Raw genomic sequence first — 15,034 nt, forward strand, 5'->3', positions numbered from 1 at the left:
ATATGTTTTTAAATAAAAAACAAAACATCACCAATATCGAACAACACTTCACAAACTTAGCAAAAACATCACTAAAAATAATAAAAACATTAAAAAATCAAAGAGTTAAATCAATCAAGTAAAATTATTAAAAAACACTTGAAACAACACCTCATAAAGGACTATGTTCAAAAAGCTGTCAAACATGACAACTTTATAAACAACAATAAGACGCTCGCTTACCCTCGCTTGTATTACGCTATTTTCAAAGCACGTTTCACAAGCAAGGCTAAGCGAAAAAGGCACAGTAAGACGCCGCTGCACGCCACGTAACCACAAACTTGTTACTTGACCAGTAACGTACCGACATGCGTACGCATGCGGTTGGCGCGTATGACTTGAGAGGGCTGTTCTATGCAGAAAATGAAAATTGGCTTAATTCAAATGGGTCTCAAAACCAGCACTGATTTAGACCCTGCGGCGATCCGCGATGCGATGAACGAAGCGCACCTACCGATGATTCAGCAGGCCGCCGAACAGGGTGTGCAAGTACTGTGTTTTCAAGAAGTCTTTAACCAGCCGTACTTCTGCCCAAGCCAAGATGGCAAATGGTATGCCGCCGCAGAGCGGGTTCCAGAAGGTCCCACGTGTCAGATGATGCAAAAACTGGCTGCCGAACACCGCATGGTAATTATCGTGCCCGTGTATGAAGAGACAGAGACCGGCGTTTACTACAACACCGCCGCCGTGTTTGATGCCGACGGCAGCTACCTCGGCAAATATCATAAAACTCATATTCCTCAAGTGGCCGGTTTTTGGGAGAAATTCTTCTTCAAGCCAGGCAAATCAAACTGGCCGGTCTTCGACACTGCCTACGGCAAAATTGGTGTTTATATCTGCTATGACCGCCATTTCCCCGAGGGCTGGCGTGCGTTGGCACTCAACGGTGCTGAGGTGATCTTCAACCCCTCCGCTACCGTGGCAGGGCTTTCCCAGTACCTATGGGAGCTTGAGCAGCCGGCTTCCGCTGCGGCTAACGGTTGCTTCATTGCCGCTATCAACCGCGTGGGCACAGAAGCACCCTGGAATATTGGCAACTTCTACGGCTCCAGCTACATCGTCAACCCCCGCGGCAAAATCGAAGCCCAGGCCAGCGAAACGGAAGACGAGCTACTAGTGCATGAAATTGATTTAGACATGGTGCGCGAGGTGCGCAATAACTGGCAGTTCTTCCGTGATCGTCGCCCCGATGCATACACCCGCCTCACTGATGGTGAGTAGCCCTGTTGATGAATCATACGAGGACTGCATGATGAGTTTATTGATCAAAGGCGGCACCGTCGTCACCCATGCCGATACTTACCGCGCCGACGTTCTGTGCGTCGACGGAAAAATCCACGCCATCGGCACCGACCTGGACCTCCCCGACAACTGCGACATCATTGATGCCAGCAATCAGTTAGTAATGCCCGGTGGCATTGACCCTCATACCCATATGCAAATGCCATTTATGGGCGCAGTGGCTAGCGAAGATTTCTACACCGGCACCGCCGCTGCTATGGCGGGTGGCACCACGACGATTATCGACTTTGTCATTCCAAGCCCAGGCCAATCACTCTTAGAAGCCTTTGAGACGTGGCAAGGGTGGGCGGAAAAAGCGGCTACCGATTTCGCTTTCCACGTGGCAATCACCTGGTGGGATGAGAGCGTCAAAGAGGAAATGGGTACCCTGGTGCGCGAACATGGAGTGAATAGTTTCAAGCACTTTATGGCCTACAAGGGCGCGATTATGGCCACTGATGACATATTGGTGGAAAGCTTTTCACGCTGCCTGGAATTGGGCGCGGTACCTACGGTACACGCCGAAAACGGCGAACTGGTTTACCACATGCAGCAGAAACTACTGGCCCAGGGCATTACCGGGCCGGAAGCTCACCCACTTTCGCGCCCACCACAAGTAGAAGGTGAAGCCGCCAGCCGAGCGATTCGAATTGCCAGCACGCTAGGCGCGCCGGTTTATCTGGTACATGTATCCACCAAAGACGCCGTCGATGAAATTGCCTATGCCCGCCAGCAAGGCCACCCAGTATTCGGCGAGTGTCTGGCAGGACACTTACTCATTGATGACAGCGTTTACCAGCATCCCGACTGGGCAACCGCCGCGGCCCACGTAATGAGCCCACCGTTCCGCCCCAAAGGGCATCAGGAAGCGCTTTGGCATGGCCTGCAGTCTGGCAATTTGCAAACCACTGCCACTGACCACTGCTGCTTCTGCGAAGAGCAAAAAGCCGCAGGCAAAGATGACTTTACCAAGATCCCTAACGGCACAGCAGGGGTAGAAGATCGCCTTGCAGTGATATGGGACGCAGGCGTTAACAGCGGCAAGCTCTCGCCCCAGGAGTTTGTCGCAGTGACGTCTACCAATACCGCCAAAATTTTCAACCTGTACCCTCGTAAAGGGGCCATCCAAGTGGGCGCCGATGCCGATATTGTGGTGTGGGATCCTAATGGCACACGTACGATCTCCGCCAAAACTCATCATCAAAATGTCGACTTCAACATTTTCGAGGGCAAAACGGTGCGCGGTATTGCTCGCCACACGATTAGCCAAGGAAAGTGGGTATGGCGAGACGGTGAACTGCACGCCGAGCGTGGTGCTGGGCGCTACTTAAAACGCCCCGCCTACCCAGGTGTGTTTGAGCTACTGGCTAAACGTGCCGAATTAAATGCACCGGTAGCCGTAACGCGCTGAACAGCTCCTCAAGAAAAGAAAAAAGCCAACAGGAGAGATGACCGTGAACCACTCACTTGACCACCTGCCTAGCGCACAAGAGGTCGGCACCTACGACCCACCGACACTGGCAAGCAACTTTAGCGACCTCCATCCGCCGTTAACCCACCGCCAAGCAATGATCGAAAGCCAGCGCTGCTTGTACTGTTTCGACGCCCCCTGCGTTGAGGCATGCCCATCGGATATTGATATCCCCAGCTTTATTCGCCAAATCAGCGAAAACAACATTAATGGCGCCGCAGAAACCATTCTGGAAGCCAACATTTTAGGTGGCAGTTGCGCCCGGGTGTGCCCCACTGAAATCCTCTGCGAGCGTAGCTGTGTGCGCAACCATGACGCAGAGTGCCAGCCAGTGTTAATTGGCCTGCTGCAACGCCACGCCACTGACCATATGCAGTTCGAAAGCCACCCGTTCAAGCGGGCGGCTAACAGCGGCCGCCATATCGCCGTGGTAGGCGCGGGGCCCGCCGGCCTTTCCTGTGCCCATCGCTTGGCGATGCTAGGCCATCAAGTGACCATTTTTGAGGCCGAACAAAAACCAGGCGGGCTGAATGAGTACGGTATCGCCCGCTATAAGATGACCGATGATTTCGCCCGTAAAGAAGTGGAGTTTCTACTAGAAATAGGCGGCATTGCGCTTCAGTACGGCCAGCGCCTCGGTGATAATTTGTCGCTTGCGGCGCTGCACCAGCAGTTTGATAGCGTTTTCCTCGGTTTAGGTCTTGGTGCCAGCCGTGCCCTAGGGCTCACTGGAGATGATGCTCCCGGCTTGATGCCCGCCGTTGACTACATTAAAACCCTGCGCCAAACCAAAGACCTAGAGAGCTTACCTGTCGCCAAGCGCTGCATTGTGATCGGCGCAGGCAATACCGCCATTGATATGGCGACTCAAATGGCCCGGCTTGGCGCAACAGAGGTAACACTGGTCTACCGCCGCGGCACAGAGGCGATGTCTGCTACCGATCATGAGCAAGAAATTGCCAAAGCTAACGGCGTACGCATGGTGACGTGGGCCCAGCCAGACGAAATTTTATTGGATGACCAAGGGTGCGTGGCGGGTATGCGTTTTGCCAAGACCCACGATCAGGCTGGTCAGTTAACACCCACTGGTGAAACATTCGACCTTGCCGCCGATGCCATCTTCAAGGCGATTGGCCAAGGCTTTGATAGCGCTAGCCTGACGGATGAAGCCGCCAGAGAGCTTGCCCGCGACGGCGAACGTATCCAAGTTGATGCATTCTTCCGCACCTCAATGCCCAATGTTTACGCGGGTGGCGACTGCGTCAACTCCGGCCAAGATCTCACCGTTCAAGCCGTTCAACACGGCAAACTGGCTGCCCATGCCATTCACCAAGCGCTTGCCGCCAAGCAGGAGGCCGCATGAACACACTTCCTTTCACACCACCGGGTAACAAAAACAGCGGCGATAGCGTGGTGAACGGCATTGACCTGTCGGTGAACTTTGCGGGCATCAAAGCCCCGAACCCGTTCTGGCTAGCCTCTGCCCCCCCCACCGATAAAGCCTATAACGTAGTACGCGCCTATGACGCGGGTTGGGGCGGCGTCGTCTGGAAAACCCTTGGCGAAGAGCCACCTGCGGTGAACGTCTCTTCACGTTACTCTGCTCACTATGGCAAAAACCGCGAGGTGATCGGCTTCAACAATATCGAGCTCATTACCGATCGCTCGTTGGAGATCAATCTTCAAGAAATTACCCAGGTGAAAAAAGACTGGCCCGACCGAGCGCTGATTGTCTCTATCATGGTGCCCTGTAATGAAGAAGCCTGGGCCTATATTTTGCCACTCGTGGAAGCAACGGGCGCAGATGGCATCGAGCTCAACCTAGGCTGCCCTCATGGCATGCCGGAACGCGGTATGGGGGCGGCGGTCGGCCAAAATCCCGATCTGATCGAAAAAGTTGCCTACTGGTGTAAGAAGCACTACTCCAAACCGGTGATTGTAAAACTCACCCCCAACATTACCGATATTCGAGTGGGTGCCCAGGCCGCGCTACGGGGTGGCGCCGATGCGGTATCGCTGATCAACACCATCAACTCGATCACCAGTATCGACCTGGACAATATGGTCGCCAAACCCACGGTAGGCCACCAGAGTACCCACGGTGGCTACTGCGGCAGCGCCGTGAAGCCTATCGCGATGAATATGGTGGCAGAGATTGCCCGCGACCCGGCAACGCCAACGCTGCCGATTTCCGGTATCGGCGGTATTTCCACCTGGCGGGATGCGGCAGAATTTATCACCCTGGGAGCAGGCAGCGTGCAGGTATGTACCGCTGCAATGCTCAACGGTTTTCGCATTGTAGAAGAGATGAAGGATGGCCTTTCACGCTGGATGGCAGAAAAAGGCTACGACTCTATTGAATCGTTCTCGCGCAAAGCCGTGCCACAAACCACCGACTGGAAACATCTGGACATCAACTTTAAAACCATTGCCAAGATTGATCAGGACCTGTGCATTGAGTGCGGTCGCTGCTATATCGCTTGCGAGGATACCTCCCACCAATCGATTGCCAAGCTCACCGAGCAAGATGGCGCACGCCGTTACGAGGTAATCGAAGACGAGTGCGTTGGCTGTAACTTATGCCAAATCACCTGCCCAGTGGAGAATTGCATCACCATGGTGCCTCAAGAAACCGGCAAACCATTCCTAGCCTGGGACAACGACCCTCGCAACCCCTTCCGTGTCGCTTCATAAACTTGTCCTATAAACGCCTCATCACAACCTAGTCTTCATAGCACCGCCCTCCTCTGTGAGGGCGGTCACGCTTTGCGCAACAGCTTGTTCCGCTATAAGAAGGCGACATAGCGTCTCTTCCCTTGAGACTATGAGAAACTATCGCATATAAAATATTTTCTCATAAAAGGAACTACGATGAAGCCTACCTTGTTCGCTACTACATTCGCCACAGCCGTGCTGTTTTCAGCCGTTAGCGCAAGCGCCCATGCCGAGCAGCGCCTCGCCACCTTCGACTTAGGCAGTCTAGATACGTTAGATGCGCTGGGCTTAAGCGAGCAGGTGGTTGGCGTCCCCAAGCAGAGCCTGCCCGCCTACCTAGAGCAATACGCTAGCGACCGTTATAGCGATATTGGTGGCCTACGCTCACCGGACATGAAGGCCATCAGCGCTAGCGAACCTAGCCTGATTCTTTACACTGGCCGCCAGGGCGATTGGGAAGAAGAGCTTGGCGATATTGCACCGCTACTTAACACCAGTTTGCAAGGCGATAACTATCTCGCCGCTTTTGACGACAACGTGCGTGAGCTAGCCAGCCAATTAGGGGCGGAAAGTGAAGCTGACGGGGCACTTGCAACGCTCCATACAGAGATTGATGCGCTACGCGAAGCACTCAGCAATGCCCCCAGGACACTGGTCGTCACTCACAACGGCGGCAACCTGATGCTTAACCAACATCCCGTCGTTCACGATGTGCTAGGCGTGGAAGCGCTCAACATGCCGGAGAGTGTGACCTCAGAAACCCGTGGTGAACGCACCTTTACACCGCTTTCTGCTGATGCCATTGCCGACATCAAACCAGACGTTGTGCTGGTCATTGATCGCAGCGCCGCCATTGGCGATGAACCTGCGGATGCCGACCAACTGCGCCAAACACTAGCCGAGGCAGGTACTACCCCCCAGCTAGTGATGCTAACCCCGGCTCTGTGGTACCTCTCCGGTGGCGGCCTACAAAGCTTAGCGCTACAAGTTGAAGAGGTCGCTGCTGCGCTGAATTAAGTGCTCGATGAATCCTCATGAATCTTGATCTGGTAAAGCACGCAATAGATCACCGGTAGCACGATAAGGGTGAGCAGCGTGGCAACACCAAGCCCACCAATCAGCGCGACCGCCATGCTGGCGAAGAATGCATCACTAATCAGCGGTATCAGCCCCAGCATGGTGGTTAGCGCAGCCATTGAAACGGGTCGCACGCGGCTAATGGCGGCGCGCACCACGGCGTGATAGCGATCTTTGTGCAACGGCAGTTGCACATTGATCTCTTCTACCAGAACAATGGCATTCTTGATCACCATCCCAATCAAACTCAGCGTGCCCAGCAGCGCCATAAACGAGAAAGGCAGCCCGGTTAGCAGTAACGCGGCCACTACGCCGACAATGGTCAACGGCACCAAAAACCAGATCGCCAGCGGCTGACGGAAATTGTTAAACAACACCACCGTGATAATAAACATCATCACCAAGCCAAGTGGCAACGATGCAAACAGGCCGCTCTGGGCTTCACCGGCGGTCTCAAATTCACCGCCCCACTCAAGCCGATAACCGGGTGGCAATTCAAGCGCTTCTACTTGAGGCCGGACCTGAGCCAATACGCTAGCCGCCGTCACACCACTGAGTGGGTCGGGTTCGCCATACACCGCCAGCATACGCTCTCGGTCACGGCGCATGATTAGTGGATCTGCTACCTGGGTCGTCACATCACGCATCACTTGATCAGCCGTGATGTAACGCCCCTGTTCGGCGCTCCATACGTTAAGCGACCCAACGTTATCGATATCGTTGCGCTGCTCTGGTATCGCTCTAGCGACAATCGGAATCAAGTCGCTGCCGTCACGGTAGATGCCCACCTGACTACCACTCGTACTCAGCGCCAGTGTGGCCGCCAAATTCTCGCGCGTAACGCCCAGCCGTCGCGCTGTGTCTTCGGCAAAAATTGGCACCACGGCCTGAACACGGTTACGCCAGTTGGTGCGGACACTGACCATATTGGACGTATCACTAAACAGTGCCGCGACTTGATCACCTAGCTGGCGTAATACGGCGGGGTCGCTGCCGTAAAGCCTAGCTTCGATCTTGGCTTTCGGGGCAGGGCCAACTTCCAGCGGGGCAATTTTATAGTCGATATCGCTGTGATCGCGCTCAAGTACCGCTTCGATATCCGCCATGCGCGCTTGCTGTATCGCTTTGTTATCGGTTTCAACAATTAGCTGTGAATAACTGGCATAGCGGTCTTCCGGCGCATAGGTCAGGGTAAAGCGCTGGGCACCGCCGCCTACCACAGTGGTGAGATGGCGGACACCCTCCATCTCCATCACCACCTCTTCCAACTCTGCAACCCGCCGTTGGGTTTCCAGAATATCGGTGCCTTCCGGCGTGCGGTAATCAACAAAGAAGATGGGCGTATTTGAGGCAGGGAAAAAGGCATTTTTGACGGAACCAAAACCGACAACCGCGCCTGCCAGTATGACCATCACCAGACCAAGTGTTAGCCAACGCAGCCGGATACCTGCCACAATCACGCGGCTAAATAAGCGGTACACCACTCCTTTATAAGGATCTTCATCTGTGCTGCTAGGCGCCACATTGCGAAACAACAGTTTGAAATAGAAAGGCGTGAGCGTCAGCGCTGTCAGCCAACTTAGCAGCAGTGAATAGAGCAACACATAGAACAGCGAGCCGATAAATTCACCGGTGGTATCTGGCGACAACCCAATCGGTGCAAAGGCGGCAACTGCAATCAGCGTAGCTGCCAGCAGAGGCCATGCGTTTTGTCGAACCACCTGATGCGCCGACTCACGAATACTTTGGCCACGCTTTAGGCCTACCAGCATGCCTTCAGTGACCACAATAGCGTTATCAACCAGCATCCCCAGCGCTATAATCAGTGCCCCCAGCGAGATTTTTTCCAATTGCAAACCGTGAATGCGCATCAGCATAAAGGTGCCAATAATGGTAATCAGCAGAATAAAGCCCATTAGTAGGCCGCTGCGCCAGCCCATAAACAGCATGAGAACCACAATGACGATGGCAACCGCTTGGATCAGGCTGACTAAGAAACCGGATACCGCCTCATCTACCACGCTCGGCTGGTCATAGACCACATTGAGCTCCATACCCAACGGGGTGCGTGCCTCCAGTTCGTCAAGCCGCTGTTCAAGTCGGGCACCTACTTCGACCACGTTGACGCCGCTTTCAAACGAGATGCCCAAGGAAATAGCCGGTCGCCCCATATCGCGATAAAGCTGCTGTGGTTGCTCGGTCAAGCCACGGGAAACCTCTGCGATATCGCTCAGCCTTACCAGCTCGCCGTTACCTTCACTAACGATTAACGCGCGTAAATCCTCAATATCGGCGGAACTACCCGAAGGCGTTACTCGGAAACGCTGCCCCCCCTGCTTCAAGTGACCCGAGTCCACTACGGCATTTTGCGTATTCAGCAATTGCTGGAGTGAACTTAGCGGAATGTTCAGCGCACGTAGCCGCTCTCGGTCGACTTCAATGAAAATGCGCTCCTCTCTCACCCCCGCCAGCGACACCTTTTCAACGCCGTCGACCAAGGCGAGTTCACGCTTAAGGAACTCGGCTTGGCTTTTCAAATCGGGCATGGCATAGCCATCACCGGTCAGGTTAATCATCAAGCCGAACACATCGCCAAAGTCATCGTTAACTCGTGACTGGCTGGCGCCTGGCGGCAAGGCGGCCTGCGCATCGCCAACTTTACGGCGCAACGAATCCCAAAGCTGCTGAAGTTCATCGTTTTGCACCGTGCTTTGCAGCTCGATGGTAATTTGAGAAAACCCGTTAGAACTCACCGAGCTGATACGTTTAATCGCGGGCATTTCCTGAATGGCTTCTTCCAGTGTCGAGGTGACTTCCTGCTCCACCTCTTCTGGCGTAGCACCAGGATACTGGGTGGTGACTAGCGCATTGCGAATGGTAAATTCAGGAAACTCAAGCTGCCCCATGCCAGTGAAAGCGAGCGCCCCGCCGAAGAGCAGTACCACGGTCATTAAATAACTAGCGGCCCGGTGGCGTAAGAAGTAATCAACCATCTTAGAGCCCCTGTTCCTTTTCCCATGGTGTTACACGCATATCAGCGCTGACACGATGGGCTCCCGCTGCCACCACACGATCATTCGCGGCTAGTTCGCCACTCACCTCTAACCCCTTAGAAGTTAAACGTCCCACCTCGACTGGCACCGCCTCTAAACGGTCCGGCGCCTGAAAACGCCACACCACCGCCTGCTCCGAGTTCTCACCTGGATAGCTAATGGCGTCAGGCGGCAAATGCCAAACAAGACTTTCAGACGCGGGTAATAGTTGGCCTAAATCAAGCCGCACGGTGGCGCTCATGCCATCAAGCAGCGTGATATCGTCGGGCTGCGGTAGCCGAAGCGTTACCTCATAGGCCAAACTTTGGGCGCTGGCCTGGGTGGTATAAGACGCCAGCTGCGCAAGGTAAGGTTTTTCGCTATTGCCAAACCGCACTTCAAAGGCCATCGCCATTTCAAACGGGGTCACCTCGTCGTTGCGCGGTATCTGCTGAACGATTTGCTGCGGTAAATGAAAGATCACATCAAGCTGCCCTGGCTGCTGAATCACCGCCACGGTTTCCTGCACCTGGACAATCTGCCGGTTATCTACCGGCACCTGGGCAATCACACCATCATAAGGTGCGCGCAGTTGGGTATTTTCCAGTTGCTCTTCGGCCTGTTCAAAGGTCGCCCGAGCGGCACGCAACTCCGCCTCTGATTCATCAAACCGTGCTTGGCTAATCGCTCCACGCTCTAGGGTATAGCGCATGCGTTCGTGAGTGGCCCGCGCTAGCTCTAAGCGCGAACGAGCGCTATCTAATTCACTGCGCATATTACGATCATCAATACGCGCGATCAGGGTGCCTTCCGTTACCCGCTGACCGGGAGTCACGTTAATCTCTAACAGCTCACCCGCCATGCGAAACGATAGATTGCTGCGTGTAGTGGCTTCAACGCGCGCAGGAAACTGGCGCTGCAGCGCGGCACCAGACGCTTCTAATGTCATCAGCTTCACCGGCCGAGGAAGAGGTTCATTCTGGCTCTCGGCATAAGCGTCACCTGTTGCCAGCAGCAGGGCCAGCAGCGCTGGAAGCAATCGAATCACAGTGTTACGCACAGCGGACTCCTCGGTGGTGTTATCAATACGCAGTCATAAAAAATTCACTGACATTCATGAATGTCAGTGAATGTGTATACTAATCGCCTACTGGCGACTTTGCCATTCAGTAATGCCAATATAAGTGCACTTTTTTGTTAGGAGCCGCTATGTCACGCCGCAAAGCTGAGGCTGAACGCACCCGCGAGACCATTCTTGATGCTGCAGAAGCTCAGTTTCTCGCTCAAGGGGTTTCGCGTACTACATTGGCCCATATTGCCGCAGCAGCAGGCGTTACCCGTGGTGCGATTTACTGGCATTTTGAGGATAAAGCGGCGGTATTCGATGCCCTGCTAGAGCGTGTTCGCGTGCCGCTCGATGAAATTGTCGATGATGCTGTTCTGCGACTGGGCCACACCCCCACCAAATGCCTGCAAGAGATTGCCCTGAGTGCGCTTGGCGCTATCTGCCATAATCTTCCGTTACAGCGCGCCGCCACCATCGTGCTGCATCGCTGCGAAAAGCTGGAAGATGATCATCCACGTATCAGCATGATCACTCGGCTTTCTGAGCATGCCGAAATGCAGGTTGAGCAGCTGTTTGAGAAAGCCCGGCAAACCGGCCATCTACGCGCTGACCTCACCCCCGCCAGCGCCCGGCGCCAGTACCATAGCTTTTTAATCGGCATTTGCTTTGATTGGTTACAAGACCCGCAGCAATTCTCATTAGCAGACGAGTACGAGAGTATGATCGAAACGTTAATGCGGGGGTTGTTGGAGAGTACGCTTTAAACGCCTTGGGGAGCTAAGCTTGGCACGCAGGTTGCTTATATAACAAGGGAGCCTCTGATTAATGTGATGAGCGCAGGCCAGACAAGGAAAAAATCAACGAAAAAGCGGAGTTTACGGGTTGTAAATGAGCATTTTGAGGCGATTTTTAACGCAGTATGGCCAAGCGCAATAGTTAATCAGAGGTTCCTAGGATAATAATACTCACCTGGAGTCTCCCCATGCACCACTCTGACTATCCGCTAAGTGAAGTCCCCACTAGCGCCCGTAAGGGCTTGCTCTCCACTTCCGTTGTGCTACTCGGCTTTACCTTTTTCACTGCCACCATGTGGGCCGGTGGTTCGCTTGGCCAATCGTTCCCGATTGGCCAACTGCTCTGGATCATACTGGTGGGTAACTTGTTGCTGGGCGCATACGCGGCAGCTCTTGCTTACATTGCCTGTAAAAGCGGCCTTAACTCCGTGCTGATGGGACGCTTCTGCTTCGGTGAAAAAGGCAGCAAACTTTCCGATTTTATTCTCGGCTTTACGCAGATTGGTTGGTACGCCTGGGGCACCGCGACGATTGCCCTAGTGTTAGTACGCACCACAGGGATGCCTGAATGGCTGGAAATCCCCTTAATGGTGCTATTTGGGTTTGGTTTCTGCGTGACGGCCATGATTGGCTATAAAGGTATGGACTGGCTTTCGCGCTTTGCCGTGCCCGCCATGATGCTGTTTATCTTGATTAGCCTGTTCACCGGGCTGGTGGATGCACGCGGATTTGCCGGACTAAGCCAGCAAACGCCCACGGAAAGCATGAGCGTGGCGGCAGCGATTACCGTCATCATTGGCACCTTTATTAGCGGAGGCACCCAAGCGACTAACTGGAGCCGCTTCGCCAAGACGCCGAAAATTGCCGTGATCGCGACTCTGGCGGCTTTTTTTGTGGGCAACGGCTTAATGGTGCTGACCGGCGCACTGGGTACCATGATTTACCAGCAGGCGGACATCGTCGATGTATTGATCGCGCAGGGCTTTGTCACCATCGCGGTGCTGATGCTGTTTCTAAATATCTGGACCACCCAGGACAACACCATCTACAACTTTGCCGTAGCGGGCTGCAATTTGCTGCGTACCGAGAAACGCCGCTTAGTCACGGTGTGTGGCGCAGCGATTGGTACCGTACTGGCAGTAGGCGGTATGTATAACCTACTGATTCCCTTTCTAGTACTGCTAGGCACCTTTATTCCTCCCATGGGCGGGGTGATCATGGCGGACTTCTGGCTCAAACATAAAGGCCGCTACCCTACTCTGGAATCCACTCAGTTACCCAATTTTAATCGCCGAGGGTTAGCCGCCTATGCATTAGGCGCTGGAGCCGCTTACCTCTCCCCGTTGCTCCCCCCATTGGTAGGTGTCGTGGTAGCGGCAGTTAGCTACGCTGTACTGCTTCGTTTAAACCACGCTACGCTAAGTGATACTTCCCCTTCGACTGCCAAACAATAAGTGAGTCACTAATTATATGAGCATGCAGATCATTAACGCCCGCCTACGCCAGCGCCCCGAGCTTTACCGGCTTGAGATTGAGAACGGTACGTTCACAGCGATTACCGCTCAAGACGCGCCACAAACGGCGGGGGATGGGCAAATTGATGCGGGCGGCAAGCTGCTTTGCGCGCCGTTCATTGAACCGCATATTCACTTGGACGCCGCGTTAACGGCGGGCGAGCCAAGCTGGAATCAAAGCGGCACGCTGTTTGAAGGCATCGAACGTTGGGGTGAGCGTAAGCCCATGCTCACCGAAGCGGATATTCGCGAACGCGCGCTTAACACCCTGAACCTGTTGATAGGCAACGGCGTCCAGTTTGTGCGTACACACGCTGACACCAGCGACCCCAGCCTAATCGGCATTAAAACCCTATGCGCCTTGCGCGATGAATTGAAAGATAAAATCGATATCCAAGTAGTCGCTTTTCCGCAAGATGGCCTGCTTTCCTACCCCGGCGGCGACCGCCTGATGGAAGAGGCGCTGGAGATCGGCGCGGACGTTGTCGGCGGCATTCCCCACTTTGAGTACACCCGAGAACTAGGCGTCGCTTCCATGAAGCGGGTGATAGAGCTAGCGATCAAATATGACCGTTTGGTGGATGTGCACTGCGATGAGATAGACGACCCTAACTCGCGTTTCCTTGAGGTGCTGGCCTGCGAAGCGCTGTTTAACGACTTAGGCAGCCGCGTGACCGCTAGCCACACGACGGCGATGCACTCCTACGATAACGCCTACTGCTCTAAGCTGTTTCTGCTGCTCAAACGTTCGGGCATCAACTTTGTCTCCTGCCCCACCGAAAGCATTCACCTGCAGGGACGCTTTGATAGTTACCCAAAACGTCGTGGTGTTACCCGCGTAAAAGAACTAAACGCCGCGGGCATTAATGTCTGCTTTGCCGAGGATTCCATCTTCGACCCCTGGTACTCGCTGGGTAACGGTAAGCTGTTGCGGACGCTCGATTTTGGCTTGCATATCTGCCAAATGATGGGCTATCAGGATTTCAGCCAGGCGCTGTCGCTGATCACTGACAACAGCGCACGCACACTCAATATTGAAGCGCGTTACGGTATCGAGGTCGGCAAACCCGCCAGCTTCAACCTGCTGGAGGGTGAGGATGACTACAGCGTGCTGCGTACTCAGGGCGAGGTGCTACTTTCCGTTCGACACGGTGAGATCATTATGCAGCGCGACCCCGCAAAGATTACGACACCCCCGTGGCTTGGTATTTAGAAAAAGCGTAATATAGCCGGGCTGATAATCAGCAAAGTTCTCAGGGCGGGGTGAAAGTCCCCACCGGCGGTGATGATGGCTGAATAAATTTTTGTCATCTAAGCCCGCGAGCGCTCAAGGCGGTTTTTTATTTCTTGAGGTCAGCAGATTCGGTGAAAAGCCGAAGCCGACGGTGATAGTCCGGATGAAAGAGAACGGTACCTTAGACACGCAACTTTAAAAGTGGCTTCAGCCACCTTTTTCGGTTGCCTGACGACCGGTCCCGCGTGCCCTGATTCTGGTACAACTTATCCAAGAGAATGACCATGAATCAGACATTTCCGCTAACGCTTTCAACACACACCACGGCCCAGCGCATTGCGTTTATTCAAGGCCACTGGCATCACGACATTGTCGAGAAGGCCTATGAAGCATTTATCACTGAAGTAGAACGCTGCGGTCTTAACGCCGAACAAGTGGACATCTTCACCGTATCAGGTGCTTACGAAATCCCCCTTCAGGCAAAGGTACTCGCCGAAAGTGGCCGCTACGGCGCCATTGTCGGGGCCGGCTTTGTGGTAGACGGCGGCATTTATCGCCACGACTTTGTCGCCCATGCGGTCATTGATGGCTTAATGCGCGTGCAGTTAGATACGCAAGTACCGATTATCTCGGTCGTCTTAACACCACACCACTTCCATGAGCACAGTACGCACCACGACTTCTACACCCAGCACTTTGTTACTAAAGGGAAAGAAGCCGCCCAGGCGTGTCTGAATACGATGGAAAACCTGCATCGAGCGCGCAAGCTAAGTGAATCCGCATAAGTTATGGTGTATAAAGCGAGGCTTAT

The 15,034-nt window shown here is 54.0% G+C and carries 11 protein-coding genes and 1 riboswitch; of the genes, 9 read left to right on the plus strand and 2 right to left on the minus strand.

Translation table 11 applies throughout. From position 1 onward, the window contains the following. Positions 1-393 precede the first annotated feature (393 nt). The 5 genes from INT21_RS04400 (at position 394) to INT21_RS04420 (ending at position 6,523) form a co-directional block, all read left to right on the plus strand. A complete protein-coding gene (locus tag INT21_RS04400) occupies positions 394-1,260 on the plus strand; it encodes a nitrilase-related carbon-nitrogen hydrolase (protein WP_089040646.1) in 867 nt (288 codons plus the stop codon). Between the two features lie 31 nt (positions 1,261-1,291). After that, a complete protein-coding gene (hydA, locus tag INT21_RS04405; protein WP_089041008.1) occupies positions 1,292-2,731 on the plus strand; it encodes a dihydropyrimidinase in 1,440 nt (479 codons plus the stop codon). 37 nt (positions 2,732-2,768) lie between these two features. Next, complete coding sequence (locus tag INT21_RS04410) at positions 2,769-4,154, plus strand: NAD(P)-dependent oxidoreductase (RefSeq protein ID WP_226916694.1); 1,386 nt, start codon at positions 2,769-2,771, stop codon at positions 4,152-4,154. Then, complete coding sequence (gene preA, locus INT21_RS04415; protein WP_226912308.1) at positions 4,151-5,485, plus strand: NAD-dependent dihydropyrimidine dehydrogenase subunit PreA; 1,335 nt, start codon at positions 4,151-4,153, stop codon at positions 5,483-5,485. The genes INT21_RS04410 and preA overlap by 4 nt, the downstream gene beginning before the upstream one ends. 177 nt (positions 5,486-5,662) lie before the next feature. After that, complete coding sequence (locus INT21_RS04420) at positions 5,663-6,523, plus strand: ABC transporter substrate-binding protein (protein WP_193060052.1); 861 nt, start codon at positions 5,663-5,665, stop codon at positions 6,521-6,523. Here INT21_RS04420 and INT21_RS04425 read toward each other — a convergent pair. Together INT21_RS04425 and INT21_RS04430 are read right to left on the minus strand one after the other, a co-directional pair. Then, the gene (locus tag INT21_RS04425) at positions 6,520-9,576 is read right to left on the minus strand and encodes an efflux RND transporter permease subunit (protein ID WP_193084876.1); all 3,057 of its coding nucleotides are present in this window, start codon (positions 9,574-9,576) and stop codon (positions 6,520-6,522) included. The two genes, INT21_RS04420 and INT21_RS04425, sit on opposite strands and share 4 nt — an antisense overlap. A 1-nt stretch (position 9,577) precedes the next feature. Continuing rightward, entirely contained in the window at positions 9,578-10,675 is a 1,098-nt protein-coding gene (locus tag INT21_RS04430; protein ID WP_193067500.1) for an efflux RND transporter periplasmic adaptor subunit, read from the minus strand. Between the two features lie 149 nt (positions 10,676-10,824). Between INT21_RS04430 and INT21_RS04435 the strand changes: the two genes are divergently transcribed. From INT21_RS04435 to INT21_RS04450, 4 genes are all read left to right on the plus strand, one after another. Beyond that, positions 10,825-11,445, plus strand: a complete 621-nt coding sequence (locus INT21_RS04435) for a TetR family transcriptional regulator (RefSeq protein WP_193060049.1) — start codon at positions 10,825-10,827, stop codon at positions 11,443-11,445. Between the two features lie 218 nt (positions 11,446-11,663). Next, on the plus strand, positions 11,664-12,929 hold the full coding sequence (codB, locus tag INT21_RS04440) for a cytosine permease (protein ID WP_193060048.1): 1,266 nt from the start codon (positions 11,664-11,666) through the stop codon (positions 12,927-12,929). A gap of 16 nt (positions 12,930-12,945) precedes the next feature. Then, complete coding sequence (codA, locus tag INT21_RS04445; protein WP_089040639.1) at positions 12,946-14,202, plus strand: cytosine deaminase; 1,257 nt, start codon at positions 12,946-12,948, stop codon at positions 14,200-14,202. Between the two features lie 32 nt (positions 14,203-14,234). Continuing rightward, a riboswitch (FMN riboswitch) is annotated at positions 14,235-14,402 on the plus strand. A gap of 105 nt (positions 14,403-14,507) precedes the next feature. Next, positions 14,508-15,008 (plus strand): 6,7-dimethyl-8-ribityllumazine synthase, encoded by a 501-nt coding sequence (locus INT21_RS04450; RefSeq protein ID WP_193084877.1) that lies wholly within the window; start codon positions 14,508-14,510, stop codon positions 15,006-15,008. The last annotated feature ends 26 nt before the right edge of the window (positions 15,009-15,034 follow it).

It is taken from the genome of Halomonas sp. 3F2F (assembly GCF_014897805.1).
In the GTDB taxonomy this organism is placed as follows: domain Bacteria; phylum Pseudomonadota; class Gammaproteobacteria; order Pseudomonadales; family Halomonadaceae; genus Vreelandella.